Raw genomic sequence first — 20,954 nt, forward strand, 5'->3', positions numbered from 1 at the left:
TGAGGGCCCCCTCGTCGCTATTCAAGCCCGCCCTATACCCCTCGCTTGAGCGGCGGCGGTGTCATTTCTACTTTGCGGCATGGGTGCCATTTCTACCTTGCCCCAACATGTGCCGGGAATGCACGAGGCAGGGGATCATCTCGTCACCTTCGCGCTGATCGAAAAAGTACCTACGAATGCAATTGCTCCCGGATAAGGCGGGAGCGCTGTAGCGTCTCTATGTCACCGGAAATGCCCAGATCGGATCGGTGATGATGCCAAGCTACCCGACTTCATTCCTCAATCTTGGACGATGGGTCAGTTCGGATTGTGGTGAGATTCGGGCTGGTATGTTGACCGGCACGGCGCATACTCGACGAATGAAAAACCGCATCGGCTGGACGACTTGCCCCTCCATTGGAGGGAAATACGCAGTGGCCGAACTCCTCGAGGGTGGTGTCGTCGGCAATGGACTCATCACCTTCGCCACCAAGGCGCAGGCCCAGGAATTCATTGATTCTGGCCAGGCCGATCAGCTGGGGGCGCGTGGTTCCGTCCCAAAAAGCCGCGAATGACCACGCGCGAGACCCTGCGCGACAAATGGACTGTAGATCTTGAGTGTCCACGTTGTGGGAGGCTGGACGTGGCGCGGCTCTCACAGGCGGATGGCTACGCCTATGTGAGGGGGAACACCGCTACACGCGCCGATCATGTGCCGGTCGGGTTTGCTTGCATTGATCCGCAGACCAGTAGCTTTAATGCTCGAAATGTCAGGTGCCAATACCGTGACGTTGCTCCCGCGAACGAGCGACAAGCGGGCCATGACTATTCTTCGCGAATTGCACACTGCGGAGGAGCGTTTCGTCGGGATGGCCGTCGCGCTGACCGGCGGTGACGGGCATGCCACATCCTGCTTCGCAAAGCGGGGCCAAACGTCGAGGACCTTATCCGATAAGCGCCGCAATTCCTCTCCGGCAGTTCGTCCCAGGATTTTGCGACGTTCGACTAACGCGTGCGCCGTTTCAAGTCACACCGTCAACAGAGGCGCAGCGTAAAGGATCACCCCAAGGAAACCATGGTGCGCCGTTCGTACGCAGAGCGCTACCGGTAGCGTTCATGACACGAGTAACAATCTGCGTGCGCAGCCCACCGCAGAACAGAACGCCCTTTACACCATCGAGCTAGCCATATAGCGTCCGTGTACAGGTCAGCAAAATGCTCACCTCGAAGCTGCCAATGAAGTAGCGACTTCCGAAGTCGCCGCCAGTCGTCGTAGCAGCAGCTCACGTGCCATCGGAAGGCGCAATCATAACATTGTGTTTATCACAGCGCGTCAGCGTCGCAGGTGCGTCTCTGCGCGCGCTCAAGAAAGGCGACCTTCATGAAACTTCCTGCAATTTTGCAAGGCGAGGCACGGACCCGCTTCCTTCAAGGAATCGCGTTCGGCGCGGTGGCGACCATGGCGATTGGATTTATGTGGGGCGGTTGGGTCACGGGGGAGAACGCCAGGATCATGCGCACCACGGCGGAGACCAGCGGCCGGATGTCCGTTCTGGTACCGCTTTGCGTCGCTCAGTTCACAGCCGCAGACGGCGCCCTCGCCAAATTCCGGGCGGCAAGCGCTTACTCCAGAGAGAACGTCGTCAGCGAATTCGTGAAGAATGTGGCATCCACGAGCATGGATTACTCATTCGCCAAGGCTTGTGCCACCGGGATCGAAACGGAGCTCGCAAACGCAGCGACAAAGAGTTGACAAGCGTACCAGCAAGCCGGGCGGCCTATCCTCCAAAATTGGAAAGCCTACGATCGTTAAAAGCGACGCGCGTCGGCCTCCATGCCAAGACCCGTTTGCAGCAGAAGAAGCTCGGACAGCTGCCAAGCTGAAGACTACCTGCCCGCGGTTGCTGAAATATCTCGGAACGACGCTACTCGTTCTCCGTATCACGGAGCGTGCGACGGCTGGATCACGATGACGCGGCTCTTGTGGCGAGCTGCGAGCCCGGCACTGCCTGGGAGATGTTGGACTGTCGTCTGGTTTCCGTCGGGGCCGAAGCACTGGCACCATCAAATGGGCCGACTTCAGCGGCCGTTGCATCACGCTCGTCAACGGGAACGATTCGGTGGGCGTTCCTCCAACTCCCGAAGCCGTTCGATTTGCTCTCTGAGACTCTCCGGTTGTTCCGGCTCAAGCTTCAACGACGCGCGCAGCTGCTGCCCAATCACTCTAAGAATAGCTCTGCTGTTCTTGGGGTCTATGTCAATGCGGTCGGGCATGGCGAAGTCTCCTTCGGCAAAGCGCTTGCCCCTCCCGCTGGCTTTCTGCCTGCGAGCATGGCTGCTCGTTCAATGGAACTGGAGACCGGAACTTTAGGCTATCTGCGCGAGCGCTTGTATTTGAGAACAGGGGGGCCAGTTGTACGACCTTTGGCTATCCGCGACATGCGCCGTGTAGTTTGACGGCGAGCGACGGTCTCACGAATCCAAGTCGTGCCTAGGCATTCCGTTCCTGATCTCTTTACCCTTTCGGCTGAGATAGTTCCGGCTTCCATGCGACGCCGGGCCACCGCGTCGACGCCAGAGATTACGTCACGAGACCAGGCTTCCTGTTTGTCATCGCTTCGAACGTAGGTCAGCAGAGCCCTATCGTCTGTGCATGACGCGAGCCAAGTCGTCTTCTGAGAATGGCTTTCCGATCATGGAAAACCACCCGCCTTTGCTCACGGCCAAAGAGTTGCAGAACTCCCAAATTGGGCGGACCCCTCCATGTCCAGCATCCGGCGAGCATTGCGCTCCCCCGGTCACTGGGACTGCAATCCAATGACCCTGGACGAGCAGCTCGCGCAGCCGCGCCGTCACTCGGAGAGCGTGTCTCGGTCGCGGCAGAGGTCGTTGACCTTCGCCCGCATGCGCGCCATCCGGAGCTCAGCCGAGGTCATCGAGACGCCGACCCGCTGCAGCATCCAGGCTCTTGGGCGCGGGTCTATCCGCTCGACCCTTGAAAGACGGCTGGGAGCATCTAGATAGCATCCCGTCGCCATCCAGCAGGATGGTAGAAATGGATGCTAGCTATGGCCGATAATGTGCGCGAGCTGCGACCCAAGCCCCCCGACACCGAGAAAATCACGATCAACCTTGGCTATGTCGACCTGGGTCATGTCGATCTCATGGTGCAGGAAGGGTTCTATTCGAACCGGACCGATTTCATTCGGACAGCAATCCGGAACCAGCTCGAGCGCCACGCGGAGGTCGTCAGACAATCCACGGTCCGGAAGAACCTGGACCTCGGGCTGCGCAACTACGCGCGCAAGGATCTCGAAGCGGCGCGCCGCGCCGGCGAGATGCTGCAGATCAATGTTTTGGGCTTAGCCACCATCGCCCAAGACGTCACTCCCGAGTTGGCGCGCGCCACAATCGCCTCGGTCTCGGTGCTGGGGGCCCTTCACGCTAGTCCCGCGGTCAAGGCCGCTCTCGCCGACAGAATGAGGTGAACGATGCTGAATCAAGACATAGTCCGCGAAGCAACCCGCCTTACGCGTGCCGGCCAACTGGTCGAGGCCACCGCGCTCCTGCAGCGCATGCTCCAGGGCGGTTACGCTCCAAGACCGGAGCCTCGTAGCGCCGCTCAGGCTCGGCTTCCGCTCGATCCGCTTACTATCGACGCCACGGCCGACGTCGTCGAGGAGCGGGAAGCTCCGCAGATCTCGCCGGCCCGCTCTGCTCAGAGACGCAGACGCTCCGTACCGCTCGACGGCATGCGGGATTTTCCCGGGCTCGGCCTGCGAAGTCCGATCACGCGCGCTCCTCTGTCCCCATCGGACATCGTGCCCGAGGGCACACAATTTATCGCCGGTACCTTCAGTAACGCCGCAGGAAGCCGGACCTACAAGCTGTTCATCCCAAGCCGCTTTCAGGGACAACGGCTTCCCCTGATAGTCATGCTTCATGGCTGCACCCAGTCGCCGGACGATTTCGCGGCCGGCACCCGGATGAACTTCCTGGCGGAAGAGCAGAATTGCTATGTGGTCTATCCCGAGCAGCCGAGCGGAGCCAACCAGTCGAAGTGCTGGAACTGGTTTCGCACCGGCGACCAGCGTCGCGGCGGGGGCGAGCCGTCGATGATTGCCGGTATTACCCGCCAGATCATGCGCGAGCATGCGATCGATCCGAAGCGCGTATACGTCGCGGGTCTGTCGGCCGGCGGGGCCGCCGCCGCGATCATGGGCGCAACGTATAACGACCTGTACGCGGCCGTCGGTATTCATTCAGGCCTCGCGTGCGGGGCCGCGAGCGATCTTCCCTCCGCGTTCGTCGCCATGCGGCAGGGAGGCGGCTCCAAGGCAAATGCGGATGGCAAAACTTCTGTGCCGACCATCGTTTTCCATGGCAATCGCGACACTACGGTGCATCCAAAGAATGGCGATCAGATTATCGAGCAGTCCGCCAGGGCGACGAGGCTGAGGACGAAGGTACTTCGCGGACGCGTCCCCCACGGCCATGCCTATACTCGCACCGTCCTGATCGACGGGGCCGGTCGGGCGATCTCGGAACACTGGAACATCGATGGCGCCGGACACGCGTGGTCAGGCGGCAGCCCCGCCGGGTCTTACACTGATCCGCAAGGGCCGGATGCGACAAGGGAAATGCTGCGCTTCTTCCTCGAGCATTCGCTCGGTGGGTAATCTGGCTTCACAGGGCGCTCAGTTGTCCTCGAGCACGTCGCCGAGCTTCCGGATCAGCTCGCCGGCCTCTATCCGCCAGTCTCACGATCAAGGCACGAATGCTAGCGTAGTCGCCGCAACTTAAAGCGGTCTTTGGAGAGCACAACGAGCGGAGAGCTGATTGTTCTCAGACCGACACGCGTTGAGTATAGGTCTGGAAGATCGCCAGCTATACGCTTGTTGGTTGCAGTTGCTACCTGAAATCATCGTCGACATCGCAGAGCGTGCGATTGATCTCAGTTCGTGCGGGACTCCAACAATGCGCGGGTTGGAACGCCACCTCACAAAGCCTGTTGTCCGTTCAGAAATGACCGCCGTGGTCGCACCCCATTTTCTTGGAGCGTCAGATGAGCAAACGTAAACCGGCACCAGCGTCAAAGCGCGCCGGCAATCCGAAAATGGCCGCGCGGACCCAACGGAACAAACAAGCGGTTGTTAGAAGCCCGAACGAGAATTTTCTTCGGTCGGTTGCGGCAGTTTCGATTGAACCGCCTCTTAAGCTTGATGATGATCCTAAACACGAGGTTCCTACCATTGAGCCTCGGGTGGATACCTTGCCAGATGACCTCAGTCAGAGAATGATTGATAGCGATCCAATGAAAGGCTTTGCTTTAGCCGCGGCAAACATGCAGGCGTACCAAGCAAAGCTTCTTGAGATAGCCCAGGCCAACGTGCAATTTGCTTTTGATCTCGGCCTGAGACTTGCGACGATCAGGTCGCCAACTGAATTTTTCGGCGTCCTTACGGAGTTTACAAGCAGACAGGTCGATATGTTCGGGCAGCATTCGAAAGAATTGGCGGCATATCCATTCTGGCGCATCAAGCCGCCCCGAGAGCTGACGGCTCTGCCGGGACAATAACTGCAAGCCGTAGCCGCTGTGCAAACGATGGACGCAAACGCGGATCATGCGCGCACCCACCGATCACGGTTGCTTGCTTTCCGCTGGCGGGTGCGGCCCACCCCGCGGGGGAGGGATCAGTATCGGTCATCGGCCCTTACAGAGCGCTGGATTCCACGATGGGAGCATGAGCATCTGCTCGAGGCCGTGCAGCAAACTCAGAAGCCATGCGCCAGCGTCGAGAGACAGTCGAGCATCCGTTCGGCACGATGAAGGCCCGCATGGGGGCGACGCACTTCCTGACCAAAACGCTTCCAAAAGTAGCCGCCGAGATGGCTCTCTCGGTTTTGGCCTATAATCTGACACGGGTCATGAACATCGTCGGGATCAAGCCGCTGATCGCCGCGATCGCGGCCTGAGACTCTGCGGGCTCCTGGCTGCCAGGACCCCCTAAGGCCGTTTTTACACGGCCAAGGCCCTAAGCGGGCTCGGGGCCTGTCTGCCTCTCCGCTCACGACCAGATATCCTAAAAACGGCGGAACGTCGCTCCCTAGCGAATGTTGGCTTGCCGGAGACAGAATCTTCGCGAGCAGCGAACAGTCGTCGTCGCAGCAGGAGCGGTGTAACGCCCGCCCGGTCGCGCGATCTAGTCCATCCCATCATCGCGAAAGAAACATATGAACAGACAAAAGCCGACCTATTTCCGCAATTCGTTAGATTTAAGAGATAAGTGCAGGTCAGGATCCTGCGCAGGCGGCTCAAGCTATCGGATGAGCAGTTTACCAGTGTCGTTCGCAAGTCTGGCAGTTCAATCTCGGCGATCACCAAGGAAGCCTCTAGTTTGAAGTAACGGCCCGCCGTTGCCAACACGATCATACCCGCAGCCAATTCGAGTTAATGCAGTCGAGACAGGTCCTAAGCATGAAAATACGGGTTGGCTTCGAAATGATTTATGACTTCCAGCAAGTCACGCCATTGATTGCCGTGGTCGGCACGCACTTCACCCGGGCATCCGACATCATTGTGCCGGACTACCTCATCACCGAGCCTCCCGTGCCGATCACGCCCTACCGCGACGGCTTCGGAAACTGGTGCAGTCGGTTCGTTGCGCCCGCCGGCCGCATGCGCCTTTCCGCCAACGGTACATTGCGCGATAGCGGTTTGCCTGATGTGATCGCGCCTTCCGCCACCCAATACGCGGTCGAGGACCTTCCACCTGATAACATCGTTTATCTGCTTGGCAGCCGCTACTGCGAAACCGATCGCCTTTCCGACATCGCATGGAAGCTGTTCGAGAAAGTGGCGCCGGGTTGGCCACGGGTCCAGGCGATCTGCGATTTCGTGCACAATCACATCGCGTTCGGCTACTAGCACGCGCGGGCCACCATGACGGCTTGGGAAGCATTCAACGAGGGCAAGGGCGTCTGCCGCGACTATGCGCATCTTGCCGTTGCATTCTGCCGTTGCATGAACATTCCAGCGCGCTATTGCACCGGCTATCTCGGCGACATCGGTGTCCCGCCGCCCCACGCCCCCGGGGACTTTGCAGGCTGGTTCGAAGCCTATCTTGGCGGCCGCTGGTACACATTCGATGCACGCAACAATACTACGCGAATCGGCCGCGTCCTGATCGCGCAAGGCCGCGATGCGGCGGATGTTCCGATCGCCCAAACTTTCGGACCCAACACGCTCGTCAGCTTCAAGGTGTGGACTGATGAACTTGTGTAAAGCGCTCGCCTTGGGCGCTTGGGTACCAGGCGGCTGAGATTGATCTCGCTAATTGCTTAGAAGACTGCTACACAGTTCGCATCACCGCGCGCTACGTGGCTGTTATCGGTGACTGAGAGCTATGCGCCGCCTCAACCCAAGAGAAGGCGGTCAGATGTCAAATTCCGACAAATTCGACATTCGTGAGTGGCTCGTACCACCTTTGTTGGTACCGGTCTTCCTCCTACTGCTGATTGCGGTGACGGTCCTTTTATAGCGGCAAGTCCGTTCAATCACCATGCGTCAGAACTGCAAACCGGGGCGTTGAGCCAGTTCAAGCCAAACGGGAGCCCAAAAATGGCAAACACGGCAATCATCAGGGATGCCTACGGGGTTCCGGTGCTGATTCCGCTCGATGTCGCCCACCATTCCGGAATGATCTCGCCCACCGTTCCGATTTGATCTCGCCCGCCATTCCGAGATGATCTCGCCCACCATTCCGGGATGATGTCGCCCGGGGTGACGAGGCCTCTTCTGGCTCCGATACGGTCCGCCTTTCGGCTTTGCGAAGGGGGACCTGGATGCCGACGGAGAGGTTTGCGATGCGCCATGTGCGCGATGTGATCAGATTGAAGTCGGCCGGGATGCCGACCCGCGAGATTGCGCGGCGGGTGGGGACAGCCCCTTCGACGGTGCGGTTGACGATCCACCGGTTCGAGGCGGCGGGGCTGACCTGGCCATTGCCCGACGCCATCACCGACGCTGTGCTGGAAGCCCGGCTGTTCGCCAGCGCGGGAGCCGGTCCCGGCACCCGGCGGGGCCATCGCCGGCAGGCCGAGCCGGACTGGGCGGCGGTGCACCGCGAGCTCCGGCGCAAGCACGTGACGCTGTCGATCCTGTGGGAGGAGTACATCGCGGGCGAGCCCGGCGGGTATCGCTATTCGCGTTTCTGCGAGCTCTACCGCGCCTGGGAAGGCCGGCTGTCGGTGACGATGCGCCAGTCGCATGCGGCCGGCGACAAGCTGTTCGTTGACTATGCCGGCGACGGCGTCCCGGTGGTGATCGACCGGCGCACCGGCGAGCGGCGCAGTGCGCAGATTTTCGTCGCGGTGCTCGGCGCATCGAGCTTCACCTACGCGCAGGCGACCTGGACGCAGGGGCTCGCCGATTGGATCAGCGGCCACGTCGGCGCCTTCGAGGCGATCGGCGGCGTACCGGCGCTGCTGGTGCCGGACAACACCAAAGTCGCTGTGATCAAAGCCTGTCTCTACGATCCCAGGATCAATCGCAGCTATGCCGACATGGCGGCGCATTACGGCACCGCCATTCTGCCGGCCAGGCCGCGACGGCCGCGGGACAAGGCCAAGGTCGAGCAGGCGGTCCTGATGGTCGAACGCTGGCTGCTCGGGCGGCTGCGCCACCGCACCTTCCACAGCCTCGCCGACGTCAACGCGGCGATCGCCGAGTTGATGATCCGGCTCAACGAGGAGCGACCGATTAGGCGGCTCGGTGTCACCCGCCGCAAGCTGCTGGAGGAGATCGACCGGCCAGCGCTGAAGGCCCTGCCGGAGAACCCTTACGAGTTCGCCGAGTGGCGGATCTGCCGGGTCAGCATCGATTATCACGTCGAGGTCGAGGCGCATTATTACAGCGTTCCGCATCGCTTCGTCCGCGCCGAGGTGGAGGTGCGCTTCACGGCTCGCACCGTCGAGATCTTCCACAAGGGTGAGCGGATCGCCGCGCATCAGCGCATGAGCGGCAACCACAAGCACACGACCGTGCCGGAGCATATGGCCTCCAGTCATCGGCGCTACGCTGGCTGGACCATCGAGCGCATCCGTAAGGACGCCGCCTCGATCGGGCCGGCCACCGCGGCGCTGTGCGACCTGATCCTCGACGAGCGGGCGCATCCGGAACAGGGCTTCCGCGCCTGTCTCGGCATCATCCGGCTCGCCCGATCCTACGGGCACGAGCGGCTCGATGCCGCCGCCATGCGGGCGATCGATATTGGCGCGCGCACGTACGGCTCGGTCAAATCGATCCTTGCCAACAATCTCGATCGGCGTCCTTCACCCAAGCGCTCCGCGGACGACGCGCCGATCCTTCATCCCAACATCCGCGGGCCGCGCTACTACAATTAGGAGATCACATCTTGCTCACGCATCCGACCCTCGATCAACTCTACGCGCTCGGCCTGCATGGCATGGCCAAGGCCTTCGCCGACATCGAAGCCGGCGGCGAGGCCGCAAGCCTCGGCCACGCCGAATGGCTTGCGCTGCTGCTCGAACGCGAAGCGTCATTACGACGCGACAAGCGGCTGTCGAAGCGGCTGCAATACGCCAAGCTGCGCCAGGAGGCCTGCGTCGAAGACATCGACTACCGCACTCCACGCGGCCTCGACCGCAGCCTGCTGACGAAGCTGGTCGAAGGCCGCTGGATCGATGACCACGCTAACCTGCTGATCTGCGGGCCCTCCGGCGTCGGTAAGAGCTGGCTCGCCTCAGCGCTCGGCAACAAGGCCTGCCGTGACAATCGCTCCGTGCTCTACCAGCGCGTCCCGCGGCTGTTCACCGATCTCGCTTTGGCGCGCGGCGACGGCCGCCACTCCCGCCTGCTGCGCGCGCTTGGCCGCGTCGATCTCCTCATCTTCGACGACTGGGGCCTCGAGCCGCTCGACGCCGCCGCCCGCCACGACCTCCTGGAGATCCTCGAGGACCGCTACGGCCGCCGCTCCACCATCGTCACCAGCCAGCTCCCGGTCGATCAATGGCACGCGCTGATCGGCGATCCCACCTACGCCGACGCCGTCCTCGACCGCCTGGTCCATAACGCCCACCGGATCGATCTCAACGGCGAAAGCATGCGGCGAACCCGCAAACCCGACCGAAAGGCTTGAGCCTGTGGCGCTGTGGACATGCCGCTACGCTTGGACAACGCAAGAGCGTCGCCCACATGCCCACAGCAGGAGCAACAGAAAAACCAACCCGTCGAGCCGCGATTCAAGATTGACCACGCGGCTTCGCCGATGCCAGAAACCAGACAGCCAGAACGCCTCGCGCCCCGGGCGACATCAAATCGGAATGGTGGGCGAGATCATCTCGGAATCCTGGGCGAGATCAAATCGGTACACCCGGGCGAGATCATCGGAATCAGCAGTTCCGGCAATCTTCGTTGGTTCGAAGACTGGCCGGGACGATGCGCCCTTTGTTTTCGTGAGGGTCGGAGGTGAGGAGCGCCGGATGCGTTGGTCCGAATGGGATGCTCTTCCGGCCTGGACCGGCGAGAGCCCCACCTGGGCGAGTAAAATAGCTACGGAGTGTTCAGCATGAGGATGGTTCGAACAGGCACATGGACCGCGGCGCTTTTGCTGGCATCGGTACTGGGCATATACACGCCAGCAACTTTTGCCGCGGAGCCGAACTGCCGTGCGATCGAAAGCACCAGCGCGCGCCTCTCCTGTTACGATGCGGCATTTCCCCCAAAAGCCAGGAAGCCCACGGAAGCCGGCATCGACTCATCGTCAGGCTACAAGGATCCATTTCTTGCGGAAGAACCCGAACCGCCCCGAAGCTCAAGAATATTTGCCGCGGTTGCTGAGTTTCGCTTCCGAACATACGCGCCAATTAAGAGACCCTGTAAGATGACGAACGATGCTAAAGATCGCCGAGTGGGCCGCCAACGAAAGCGCGCTCTTCATCTGGCGGGCACGGTTTTGGATGGGAGGGCAGACCACTCTGCGAGCTCTAAGGACCAATCGACCAGAAAGCAGCGCCTGCTTGACGGGCCTGCGGAATTCAAAGCGGTCCGCGTCGATCGGTCGAAGAAGACTTCAAACGATGCTGAGTGATCGAGGTTTGTCACCGCGTATGGTCGCTTCGGCCCAGAGTCATGATGACGCATGGAACATCAGGGTATTAAATACACGGTGGTCCAAATGATCAACCCGCGCGGCTGGAAATGGTCGTTTGAGCGAGACGGTCGGTCACCCCGAACCGGAATGCCTTCAATCGAGCGGAGGCTGTCAGCGCAGTTGAACGAGCGATCAGCCGATCGCTCAGAGATCAGCAACGCCAATAGAAGCGCTCGTTTGCAGCTCCTGCTTCAATTTGAATTTGGTCTCTGTCCTCGGCACGTTGCCTTCGACGCCGGCGTCAGCTTCCAGCAATTCGCAATAGTTCCTGCCAGGAACCGAACAAAGCGCTCGCTATTCGGCAGATAAGGGCGCACTGTCTCACTACCATCAAGCGGCCCTTAGCATCTATCGGTGGTGTGAACGCAAGTTGCGCTCCCGCTCAACCCCGCAGCGGAGCGTCAAACATGCCGGCTCAACGATCCCCAGGACAATCCTTGACATTCGAATACCGCCTCGCGCAAGAGGCGATCAACCTCCGCCTACAGGCGAAGGGGATGCCCGCCGGCGTCCGCCGCACGGAGCTTCTGCGAAAAGCCCGGCAGATCGATGTTGCCGGTGAGATCAACAACTGGCTGACCTCGCCGGGCCTACAGCCGCCATCTTGAATTTAGTTCTCGCTTTTTTATCCGACCTGATGAACTTCAGCATGGCACGAGAAGGCCAACCTTCATCGGGATTTTACTCTCACCCTCCGGGGGCTGGTAAGCCGCCGCCTGCGCTTCATTTAAGCGGGCGGCGTTTTTGCTTGAGATGGTATGCCATTGGGCCCGACGTCTAGCGGCTGATCGTGATTTCCATTGGGAACGCTGCTGGGAGAACGGCTTTAAGCTTCATCACCGTTTCGGATCCTTGGGCTAATATCGGTGACTGAGAGCTGGTTGCTCCCGCCTCCAAGCCGCGGGATGCACATGTGCAACAAGTGCGACAAGATAGACAACGAGGTCGAACAGTTCCGCAGGTTGATAGCACCGGGAATGGACGCGCTTAGCCTAGCGATGATCCGATGCGCCATCGAATTGCTAGAAGACGATAAGGCGGTCTTTAAGTGCCGCAGGAGCGCGCGCAACTAAGTGCGCCCTCAGTTCGCAATCTTAGTCGATGTCTGCTCATGGCCCCTGGCGGCCAATGCCGCCCGCCGCCTGGACGTCGGCTGTGAGGGGTAGACGGGGACGCAACCGAGACCAGGCCCAACCGTCGAGAAGGACCCATTCTCGACATCCGCAAATCTCGAGCTTTGCCTCCTCTCGTAGAGTTTGCGCCTCTCTTATGAGACGCTCCTCAAGTGTCGCCCCCTGTTGAACATGACCCTGGGACAGCATGGCAAGCTCCTTTTCCTAGAGGAAGGCGGGAGCGCACCGGGCGTTCTCATCACAGGCAAAAGCCATGATCCGCACCGTGACATCCCAATCCCTATCCGAAAGCAGCCGGAATGCGAGTCATTTAAATCGCTTGCTTTGCTTTGGACGAGGTCGCTTACGGCGTGCTAACGTTTGATATCACCGCACAGTCCGCGGCATCTATCGGTGACTGAGAGCCGAATGCTCCCGCCTTATACTGAATTGGGAGACGGCGATGGTAAAAGAAACTCGGCCTATTTCAGAGAATGAGCTGACGATTGTGGAGCGCTATAAGCGCGCGGCACGGGAGGACATGGACGGTCCCGAAATCCTCAAGTTACTTAAAGAGCTTGAGGCCGAGATAGGAAGACGGACTTCGCGGGACCTTTGACAGTTCTGCAATTCTGAGAGAAGTGAGCGGGAGTGAACGTCAGCTTCTGGTCTCTCAGCCGACAGTCTCCGACTTTCAGCCGGCAGACCGCTTTTGGACCCGAAGCAGACCCCCAAGCTGTGAAACCCGCACTACGTTTTCAGCCAAGGTAGGAACGACTCGGCGAGGAGACGGATTGAGAACTTGGTCTGTGCCGTGATCTAGACGCGGCACCCACCCGGACGACCCGTCATCAGACGCGCGTTTGGCGACGGGCCGGTTCTCGGCTGGCTCGGACCCGCGAACGTATGCAGCGCATGCCCGGATGTTTCCTCCACCCGCATGGTGATGCAAAACGGCGCCGGACCTTTTTCAAAGACTGAGCTGACGATTGTGGAGCGCTATAAGCGCGCCGCGGTCGAGGACTTGGATAGCCCCGAGATCCTGAACTTGCTTAAAAAAATTGAGGACGAGATCAGAAGACGGATCGCCATAGCGGCCGATCGAGAATAGATCAGACTCGTCTCTCGGCCTGTGCTATCGAAGCCAATGAGAGCAATTTCAGTCACATGTTTGGTCCTGATGTGGGCCACCTCGGCAGCGGCCCAAACGGCCGCGCGGCAGCAGCCTCAGCACGGCTTGGTCTCACGGCAGGCCAGTGCAGGGATGACAATGAGCTTCTCCTTTCTCAACTCAAGGCCCTGCGTTAGCCTGTTCGAGAATCCAGAAATCCGACTTAAGGACGTTCCGCAGGGAGCGGCTTCAATCCTCGTGCAGCTTACCCAAGCTGATTACGAATACGGCGGCCAGGAAGTTCTCCTGCCAAAGAACGGCATCCTTCCGGCTGGCGCTCTTCGGACGTTCGGGCCTTGCAACCCAGGTGTCTACCAATATGAGGTGACGGTTAAGTCGGCTAGCGGCGAAGTACTGGGACGGGCGCGGCAATCGCGTTCGTTCCCCGATGATATCGAGTCCAAAGCGCCGTCGAACTAGCTACCCTGAAGGAGCAGAACGATTGGCCGCGACTGGCCTTAGCTCAGAGCACTGCGACGGGGAGGTGAGCCGAACCAGGTCATGCAAGCTGCCGAGAGCGGCCGTTGTCCCTTCCGTTTGACGGTGATCAGCCGCTTCAGTCCGAGTTCCGCAACGCTGGTCACAATTTCCTTAAAAAATCCGGCGGTTGCGTGCGCGCGGATTGACGACGTCGATGGCTCCCAAGCCATTCGTAAGAAGCTGCAGAGGCAGTCGGAACGCGTCAAACCTACTCTTAGAGGCTAGCTTGTCCCAAGTCAGTTCATAGCCGTGGGACGGACAAGACCGCGCGCCCACGTGAAGGTCCGCAAAAGGGCCAGGAGCCGACAATTAACTAGCGAGTACCGTCATGCAATAGGTCGTGGCAAGGCCTTTGAAGCCTCCAGAGCTCCGAGGACACGTTCATCAAGTGCGGGACCTACGCAACCAAGCTTGCGTCTACTCCGCCCGGGCTTTGATCTCGGGCAACGGCGGCTTCCGTTCGAATGGTTTCTTTTTCGGGGGAGCCGGGAGTAATCCCTCCCTGATCGCCTGCTTTCGCGCGAGCTTGCGAGCGCGACGAACAGCTTCTGATTTTTCGCGAGTCTTTCTCTCAGAAGGCTTTTCGTACGAACGGCGCTGCTTCATCTCCCGGAAGACGCCTTCGCGTTGCATCTTCTTCTTGAGAACACGAAGTGCCTGCTCAACATTGTTGTCTCTAACGAGTACCTGCAAATTGATGCTCCCGGGCTGCTAATGCGACACGTCCTGCAGGCAGCCAATTGCGCAGGAGCTTCGTTCTGATCTGGAAGAGATCGTACGGCGATGTTCGTCGCAGCTCGGCCGAGTCATTCGTCCGTGAGGGCGAGCAGTCTTGAAGACCGAACGTGAGCACCGCTGTGCAGCGCTGTCAATCGGTAACGTTGTGCCAGCATGAGTGGACAGGCGCGGCGCAAGTTCATTGGAACAGAAGAAGACGGTTGCAACAAAACAAACTGGCTTCGCTCCTTGCAAACCCGTAAAGGTGGTATATATTGAATTTGTTCGATTAGCCGCTGTGCCTTGTTGAATGCGCCCGCGGGCTCCTTTTCCAAAGACATCGACGAAGTTGAAGATAATCGCCTGATTGTCAGGCGGGATGCGCTTGCGCGCTTTGGAGAAGAGAATGACGACAGGTACGGTCAAGTGGTTCAACGGCCAGAAGGGCTTTGGATTCATTCAACCCAACGACGGCGGCAACGATGTGTTCGTTCACATCAGCGCCGTTGAACGAGCTGGCCTCGCCGGCCTCGCAGAGGGCCAAAAGGTCAACTTCGAGACCAAGACTGATAAGATGCGAGGCAAAGTCAGCGCCGAGAACCTCTCGCTGGCTTGATATTATGCTGCCGTTTCACGGATGTACTGAAACGGTGACTCTGCCCGCTCGATCCCAGGATTGAGCGGGTTTTGGTCGTTTACGGAGCCGGGTGAACGATGATGACGAAGAAAACGGCGGAACTGTCACCCGAAAGCGTCGCACGTTTCGAACGCAAGCGCCTGGCCGCAGAAGAAGGGGCGCGGGCGTTGGCCGACGTGCAGAGGCAAGGCATCGAAGTTCGCAAGAACATGGCACGCCTCCGAGAGGCCCGTGAGGCAAAGGAAGCGGAGGAAGCTCGTCTGACGCCCGCGCCGACTCTCAAGAAGCGTTCGAAGAAACAGGCGCGATAGTCGTGCTCGACGCTGCCGGCGAAACTCGACGAGCCGGTCACATGCCGGAGACTGCAGATCGTGCCTAGGATCAAGCCGGATCACGGAACCGTCACCTTCTTTCTCGCCTCCGGCGCAGATCGGCATTTGTGCCGGCTTGCCACGACATTCAGTACCCAGAAGCAGGCATTCAGCTATCTCCAGAAGCACCGAACGGAGTTTGAGCGTCAGGCGAGGGCACGTCTTGCTTCGGGCGAGCTCGAAGATGGAATTGTCGTGCTCTCGATGATTTAATTGATTAGGCGCGCTTTCTCGAGAATAAATGTCGCGCGGACAACGACGCTGTTGGTATCCCGAACTTCGATGACCAGGTCTTCGCTGCTCGCGCGCGGATCGAGCTCTCTGGCAATATCAGCGAGAGAAAGAGCTGCCTCGATCTCGGCAGCCCGCTGACTGTGCAGATCCAAGCCTTCTTCGTCAACGGCGAGCGCCTCCCCATGCCGTATGTCGAAGTAAAATCGCGCCACGACTATTGTGCCCAGTCGCGCTGGGCCTGCCGCTCGGCCTCTCTTGCCAGACGTTCAGCCTTCAGCCGCTTCCTATTCGCGTGAAGAGCCAGTTGAGCCTTCTCGTAATCGGTCGCGTTATTCTGTGACGGTTCCTTGAAAAACTTATTCGCCGCGTCGATCGCGGCCGTTCGATATTGCTGCCTCATCTTTATCCTCAATCTTGTGTAGCGGGGTGGCCCGATCTTGGCGGCTACCCCCGCTCACATACCGCTGTTGTTTCTCCGGCGATCGAGCCGCACCCGGTCGAACTCCGGGGCCATCGATCAGATCGCGCTTGCGGCTTGCGCGGTTGTCTGCCGTCGTCGCCATGTCGCCGATACCATCTATCGTATCGCCAGCCATTTTCCGGGCGCGCCGCTTCTGCCCATCCTGGTGGCTATCGGATGCAAGTCCAACTCAACCAGGCGGCTAATTGCTTCGGACAAGCGCGGAAGATCGTTCTGACGCGCCATCCATGCCGTGACGGCTCCTAGCAACGATTGAGAAGGCCGAAAGCAAACGGTCCGAGCGTCATGGCGGTTGTTCGCGTTCTTCCTCATACAATCCATTAGTTGCCGCAACGCGCCGGGTCAGCGCGGCTAAGAACAAGCCTTAGGCTCCCGATGCGTTCCTAAGGAAAATTAGCCCTAGTCGAGGCGCATCGGTCTCACCCAGCGTTTCGGCCTATGCCGCGCACGTCAGGGGTTTTGAGGCAGGGTGGGGGTCGGGGGTTGTGGAATAGCTGTTCTCTGAGGTGGCACACATCGAGGAAATGCTTTGCTGCCGGCGTTCCGACAACGACCACTTGGTATGTGAGCCAAATGATCAGCCCGGCACCGGGTCAAGTCCAAATGCTGCCGGCGGCTTTGATCATGTTCCTCAAGCTGCGCTCAACCATCAGACTATGTCGCCTAGAGTGCTTAGCAGCACATTGGCCACGCGCGACCGGCCTTTGCTTAGCCAAGAATAATGGTGAGGCCCCGCCGCGGCGGTCATGGCTTTGGCTTTGCGGAAGGCAAGGGGGTCTTCCGCTCCCATGGCCGCTTGCCGTCAGCGTCGCGATCCCAAGGCCGGGCCGCTGTCGAGTTTTTCTCCTCTTCAGCCGCTTTCGCACGGTCAGATTTAACCTGCTCACGGTCTGACAGCGGCAGCTTTTCGGCGGTTTGCCCGGCTTGTGCCAAAAAAGGGAGGGCCGTGAGTAGGACTATGGTGAGCAATTTTGTCGTTCCCGGCATTTGCAGATCAACTCATCCTTTTCAGGTTTGGTTTGCAGCTTAGTGATTGCAATCGTCAGCGCAGATAGCTTGTGCAAGCTGGCGACATTCATCTTCGCGGCGCCTGGAGTCCCGAAGTACCGTTGTCGGACGCCAGCTGCGGGCGACCCCGTAGACTGCTGGAGCACGAAAACGCCATCTCCTTTTACTTCGCCGGTCTGAGATTCGGCTGCGAGGCAGCATCTTTGGGGCTCGGCACTATAGCCTTGGCTTTCTTTTCAGCTTCTCGGCTTCGCGGTTGCCGCGTTGCTGTCCCTTGGCCATGTCGCTTTGCTGGGGGTCGAGGTCACCGAGTTCATTCGCCTGCAGCACGCGCCCGCGCGGCGTGCAGACGCGCACGTCCATGGTGCCGTCGCGCAGCAGCTTGCGAGCCAGCCGCAATGCGGCGGTGGCGCTGCTGCGTCCGAGATTGGCGCTGCCATATTCGTTCGTCCCGCTGACGAGCCAGGGCACGTGCGTGCGTCTAGCCATTGAGCAGGGCCGCCGCGCAGACCAGCAACAAAAGGAACAGCGGAACGATCACCGGCGGGACGATCCACTCCGAGACGCGAAAACGGGACATCGCATGCTCCTGCGCGGCCACGACGAGGCGACGCCCTAGCGACTGATTTGACGGCGGGAGCGCACATGACCCTCAGTCACCGGTCGATGCCGTAGCGGAAGATGCGGTGATGGATCAGAGCCTACGCCTACCGCGCACCGATAGCGAGGACTAAAACGCCGCGCGACGATAATGCTGGCTATTGCTGCTGAGGAGGCGCATGCTTGCAATCACCGGCGTCGGTTTGGGGCCGCTGTCGCAGCAAGGCAGGCGTGCATGACCATCCGTCCGCGGCGGGAAACCGTCACGTTTAGGCATCCGTTCCGCATTCACGCCATCGAGCGCATGCTGCCCGCCGGCGTCTATCCGGTGATTGCTGACGAGGAGAAGATTGACAGCGATACCGTCTCGGCCTGGCGCCGCGTCGGCACCTCGATCATCGTGCCCGTGGAAGGCGTGCTCGGCTCGCTCGAGATGCTCTCGATCCGCGCGGCCGACCTTGCGGCGGCGGTCGCCGGCGACGCGGGCCTCGCCAATGACTGATCATCCCGTCGATCTCGACAAGCATCGCGGCATGGCCGCGCAGAAGGCGACCGATTTGCGCCGCGCGCTCGCCGACGTCGAGAACAATGTCCGGCAGCTGCGCGAGCGTGAGGCCGATCTCGAAAATCGCCTGATGACAGTGCCCGCCGCGTCCTGGTCCGAAGCCGCGGTGAAGGCGCGTTATCTGCTCAACCTCTATGCCGCCAGCCTGCCGGTCGAGGACACGCGCCACCGCGCGCTGGTCTCCGCGCTGTTCGACGATTTCGCCCGGCTGTCGGAGGAGAGCTGAGGCCATTTCGGCCGCTCGCTTCCCGTCACGCGCGGGAAGACGCGGGCGGGGGACAAAGAAGGCAGCGAACCGACCGCATAGGAGCCCGTCATGACCCTCACCAGCGGCCGCTACATCGGCCTCGAATACAACCGTATGATCGTGCTGTTCTCCATGCAGGACGGCCCGCGCGAGATCGGTTGCGCGATCTCGACCTCCGCGATGGACGATCTCGAATGCGGGCCCAAGGTCGCGCCCGAGCACCGCGAAGCCCAGTTCGCCCGCCTGCGCGACCGCATCGAAGCCTGCGCTGCCAGCAAATACCGCGCCTGCGAATTCGAAGGGACGCCGCCAGGGATCGTGCTGCGGAGCATTGATTTTCGGGGGTAGGCACACGAGCCTCGGTCGACGGGTACGTTTCGATGCCGAGCCGCACCGTGGTGACGGATCTACCACCCGTCGAGAATACCAGTAATGGTTATAATCACGACTATGGCAGAGCGCTGTTCAGATCGTTCGGGTTACCCAGAAACAGCAATCGATGTCTGCAATGGGTCTTGGCCGTGCAAAAAGGCTTCAAAGGGCGTCGGTTCGGAAGCTAGGAACCGCGCCTGTCTCAGGCCGCCATCGCAGCCCATCAGCGGCTTGGTCCCGACTATGTTCATGGCCCGTGTCAGATTAAAGGCCAAGACCGAGAGCGCCATCTCGGCCGGGACTTTTGGGAGCGTTTTGGTAAGGAAGTGTGTCGCCCCCATGCGGGCCTTCATGGTGCCGAACGGATGCTCGACCGTCTCTCGACGCTGACGCATGGCTTCTGGGTTCGCGTCAAGGCGCTGCTGCACAGCTCGAGCAGATGCTCATGCTCCCACCGCGTAATCCGCCGCTCTGGCCCTGTCGTGCACTGCGATTTGAGCGCACAATTTTGACAGGCGGTGGTCCAGTAGCGCCGCAGCATCTTGCCGTCTTCTTCGTTTGTGTAGCGATACGGCAATCGCTCTCCAGCTGGACAGCGATAGGCGTCATCCTCTGGCAAATAGGCAAAGTCCTGGTTACCGAAGCGCCCCTCCGACTTGGCGCCCGACGTCTGCGGCTTGGGCAGAGTTACGGTGATGCCGGCTTCGTGGCAGGCGAGGATCTCTGGGCTGTTAAAGTAGCCGCGATCGGCCACGGCCTCGAGCGTCTCGGTCTTTAGAACAGCCTTCGCCTGCTTGGCCATGTTAGCAAGTTGCGCGCGATCCGAACCGCTGTTCGTCACCTCATGCGTCACAATCATGGTGCTCGGTATCGACGGCGACCTGCACGTTGTAACCGACGGTGCCGGAGCCGCGGCCGCTTGTCGCCATCGAGCGGCTGTCGGGATCGGTCAGCGAGATTTGCTGGTCGGGCGACGCAAGCATCTGCTTCTCGTAGACGGCAAGCTTACCCATTTCCTCCTTCAGCTTCGTCAGCTTCTCGGTCAGCCTCGTCACCTTGGCGGCCAGCATCTCGCTCGGCTCCTGTCGGTCGGCCGTGTCAAGTTGGCTCAGATAGCGCGCGACGCTCTCCTCCAGCTGGGCGCGCCGCCGCTCCACCTTCGCCCGTGTGAAGTTTTTGTCCCGGTTGTTCACCGCTTTGAACTTGCTGCCATCGATGGCGACGCTCGACGTCGCGACCAAAGCGCTCATATGGCAGATCGAATGCACTATGAACGCGCCAAAGCTCACTGTTCCTGCGCGCAGCCGGTCCTGCCTGAGGCACTGTCGTCGCATCGATAATGCGGATCAGGCGGCCTCGGCTCGCCTTCGGGGCTGCCGCAGCCAGCAAGGCCTCCACCAGCACTGCAAACCAATCGCCACATTGACGCAGGCGATAGAACAACGCCACGCTGCTGAGGTCGGCAAGGCCAACAGCAGCGGCCCACGCGGCTGTCGATCTCAACCCTCTTTCACCCAGACAATAGGCCAGCATCAGCCGAAGTAACGACACCGCATCTGGAATTTGGCGCCGCCGCACGAAAGCCTTCGTCTGGCGCGCACTTATTTCAAGCTGCGCAGCCCCGCCGAGCTGCGCAACCACTCTCGTCCAGTCCTCGTTCAGAAGCGATTCGTCTGCCACCCGCCTTGGAATCACGTGTGATTCCAACACTCAAGAATAAACTTAACGCCTATGGGGGCGAACCCGGGAGCTTAACTCATGTTAAACTCATGTTAAGCGGGAAGGTTCCTGATGATCGCCCCATAC

At 60.2% G+C, this 20,954-nt stretch carries 19 protein-coding genes and 3 pseudogenes; 17 read left to right on the forward strand and 5 right to left on the reverse strand.

Annotated features, from left to right (window positions below; translation table 11 throughout):
- Nucleotides 1-251 precede the first annotated feature (251 nt).
- The 11 genes and pseudogenes from P6U29_RS03135 to P6U29_RS03185 all read left to right on the forward strand — a co-directional run bounded on the left by P6U29_RS03135 (nucleotide 252) and on the right by P6U29_RS03185 (nucleotide 13,376).
- Complete coding sequence (locus P6U29_RS03135) at nucleotides 252-554, forward strand: hypothetical protein (RefSeq protein WP_407116272.1); 303 nt, start codon at nucleotides 252-254, stop codon at nucleotides 552-554.
- An 806-nt stretch (nucleotides 555-1,360) separates the two neighbouring features.
- On the forward strand, nucleotides 1,361-1,732 hold the full coding sequence (locus P6U29_RS03140) for a hypothetical protein (protein WP_407116273.1): 372 nt from the start codon (nucleotides 1,361-1,363) through the stop codon (nucleotides 1,730-1,732).
- A 1,315-nt stretch (nucleotides 1,733-3,047) separates the two neighbouring features.
- Entirely contained in the window at nucleotides 3,048-3,467 is a 420-nt protein-coding gene (locus P6U29_RS03145; RefSeq protein ID WP_407116274.1) for a CopG family transcriptional regulator, read from the forward strand.
- 3 nt (nucleotides 3,468-3,470) lie between these two features.
- Complete coding sequence (locus P6U29_RS03150) at nucleotides 3,471-4,658, forward strand: alpha/beta hydrolase family esterase (RefSeq protein ID WP_407116275.1); 1,188 nt, start codon at nucleotides 3,471-3,473, stop codon at nucleotides 4,656-4,658.
- A gap of 386 nt (nucleotides 4,659-5,044) precedes the next feature.
- Nucleotides 5,045-5,557 carry a phasin family protein gene (locus tag P6U29_RS03155; protein ID WP_407116276.1) on the forward strand — a complete coding sequence of 171 codons (513 nt, stop codon included), beginning with the start codon at nucleotides 5,045-5,047 and terminating at the stop codon, nucleotides 5,555-5,557.
- A 138-nt stretch (nucleotides 5,558-5,695) separates the two neighbouring features.
- Nucleotides 5,696-5,955, forward strand: a pseudogene (locus tag P6U29_RS03160) (transposase); the annotation flags it as partial.
- Nucleotides 5,956-6,457: 502 nt separating this feature from the next.
- Nucleotides 6,458-7,264 (forward strand): annotated as a pseudogene (locus P6U29_RS03165) (transglutaminase family protein).
- A gap of 581 nt (nucleotides 7,265-7,845) precedes the next feature.
- The gene (istA, locus tag P6U29_RS03170) at nucleotides 7,846-9,384 is read left to right on the forward strand and encodes an IS21 family transposase (protein ID WP_407119246.1); all 1,539 of its coding nucleotides are present in this window, start codon (nucleotides 7,846-7,848) and stop codon (nucleotides 9,382-9,384) included.
- Between the two features lie 11 nt (nucleotides 9,385-9,395).
- A complete protein-coding gene (gene istB, locus P6U29_RS03175) occupies nucleotides 9,396-10,139 on the forward strand; it encodes an IS21-like element helper ATPase IstB (RefSeq protein WP_407112755.1) in 744 nt (247 codons plus the stop codon).
- A 1,451-nt stretch (nucleotides 10,140-11,590) separates the two neighbouring features.
- A complete protein-coding gene (locus P6U29_RS03180) occupies nucleotides 11,591-11,761 on the forward strand; it encodes a hypothetical protein (RefSeq protein WP_407116277.1) in 171 nt (56 codons plus the stop codon).
- A 1,444-nt stretch (nucleotides 11,762-13,205) separates the two neighbouring features.
- Nucleotides 13,206-13,376 (forward strand): hypothetical protein, encoded by a 171-nt coding sequence (locus tag P6U29_RS03185; RefSeq protein WP_407116278.1) that lies wholly within the window; start codon nucleotides 13,206-13,208, stop codon nucleotides 13,374-13,376.
- Between the two features lie 957 nt (nucleotides 13,377-14,333).
- Here the strand turns inward: P6U29_RS03185 and rpsU are convergent.
- Complete coding sequence (gene rpsU, locus P6U29_RS03190; protein WP_092257117.1) at nucleotides 14,334-14,609, reverse strand: 30S ribosomal protein S21; 276 nt, start codon at nucleotides 14,607-14,609, stop codon at nucleotides 14,334-14,336.
- Between the two features lie 430 nt (nucleotides 14,610-15,039).
- Between rpsU and P6U29_RS03195 the strand changes: the two genes are divergently transcribed.
- The 3 genes from P6U29_RS03195 to P6U29_RS03205 all read left to right on the forward strand — a co-directional run bounded on the left by P6U29_RS03195 (nucleotide 15,040) and on the right by P6U29_RS03205 (nucleotide 15,854).
- Complete coding sequence (locus tag P6U29_RS03195) at nucleotides 15,040-15,249, forward strand: cold-shock protein (RefSeq protein ID WP_025035182.1); 210 nt, start codon at nucleotides 15,040-15,042, stop codon at nucleotides 15,247-15,249.
- Between the two features lie 98 nt (nucleotides 15,250-15,347).
- Nucleotides 15,348-15,581: a transcriptional regulator gene (locus tag P6U29_RS03200; RefSeq protein ID WP_407116279.1), complete on the forward strand. Its 234-nt coding sequence runs from the start codon at nucleotides 15,348-15,350 to the stop codon at nucleotides 15,579-15,581.
- Nucleotides 15,582-15,632: 51 nt separating this feature from the next.
- On the forward strand, nucleotides 15,633-15,854 hold the full coding sequence (locus P6U29_RS03205) for a hypothetical protein (RefSeq protein WP_407119587.1): 222 nt from the start codon (nucleotides 15,633-15,635) through the stop codon (nucleotides 15,852-15,854).
- Here P6U29_RS03205 and P6U29_RS03210 read toward each other — a convergent pair.
- From P6U29_RS03210 to P6U29_RS03220, 3 genes are all read right to left on the reverse strand, one after another.
- A complete protein-coding gene (locus tag P6U29_RS03210; protein ID WP_407116280.1) occupies nucleotides 15,851-16,087 on the reverse strand; it encodes a DUF6894 family protein in 237 nt (78 codons plus the stop codon). The two genes, P6U29_RS03205 and P6U29_RS03210, sit on opposite strands and share 4 nt — an antisense overlap.
- Before the next feature lie 2 nt (nucleotides 16,088-16,089).
- On the reverse strand, nucleotides 16,090-16,275 hold the full coding sequence (locus tag P6U29_RS03215; RefSeq protein ID WP_407116281.1) for a hypothetical protein: 186 nt from the start codon (nucleotides 16,273-16,275) through the stop codon (nucleotides 16,090-16,092).
- A gap of 1,305 nt (nucleotides 16,276-17,580) precedes the next feature.
- Nucleotides 17,581-17,835 (reverse strand): hypothetical protein, encoded by a 255-nt coding sequence (locus P6U29_RS03220; protein ID WP_407116282.1) that lies wholly within the window; start codon nucleotides 17,833-17,835, stop codon nucleotides 17,581-17,583.
- 364 nt (nucleotides 17,836-18,199) lie between these two features.
- On the opposite strand from P6U29_RS03220, the gene P6U29_RS03225 reads away from it, so the two are divergent.
- The 3 genes from P6U29_RS03225 to P6U29_RS03235 all read left to right on the forward strand — a co-directional run bounded on the left by P6U29_RS03225 (nucleotide 18,200) and on the right by P6U29_RS03235 (nucleotide 19,124).
- The gene (locus P6U29_RS03225) at nucleotides 18,200-18,466 is read left to right on the forward strand and encodes a hypothetical protein (protein ID WP_407116283.1); all 267 of its coding nucleotides are present in this window, start codon (nucleotides 18,200-18,202) and stop codon (nucleotides 18,464-18,466) included.
- A complete protein-coding gene (locus P6U29_RS03230; RefSeq protein ID WP_407116284.1) occupies nucleotides 18,459-18,755 on the forward strand; it encodes a hypothetical protein in 297 nt (98 codons plus the stop codon). Before P6U29_RS03225 ends, P6U29_RS03230 begins: the two co-directional genes overlap by 8 nt.
- Before the next feature lie 90 nt (nucleotides 18,756-18,845).
- Nucleotides 18,846-19,124: a DUF1488 domain-containing protein gene (locus P6U29_RS03235; RefSeq protein ID WP_407116285.1), complete on the forward strand. Its 279-nt coding sequence runs from the start codon at nucleotides 18,846-18,848 to the stop codon at nucleotides 19,122-19,124.
- Between the two features lie 245 nt (nucleotides 19,125-19,369).
- Here P6U29_RS03235 and P6U29_RS03240 read toward each other — a convergent pair.
- Nucleotides 19,370-20,377, reverse strand: a pseudogene (locus tag P6U29_RS03240) (IS1182 family transposase); the annotation flags it as partial.
- Between the last annotated feature and the right edge of the window lie 577 nt (nucleotides 20,378-20,954).

The organism is Bradyrhizobium sp. LMG 9283 (genome assembly GCF_045571415.1).
Taxonomy (GTDB): domain Bacteria; phylum Pseudomonadota; class Alphaproteobacteria; order Rhizobiales; family Xanthobacteraceae; genus Bradyrhizobium.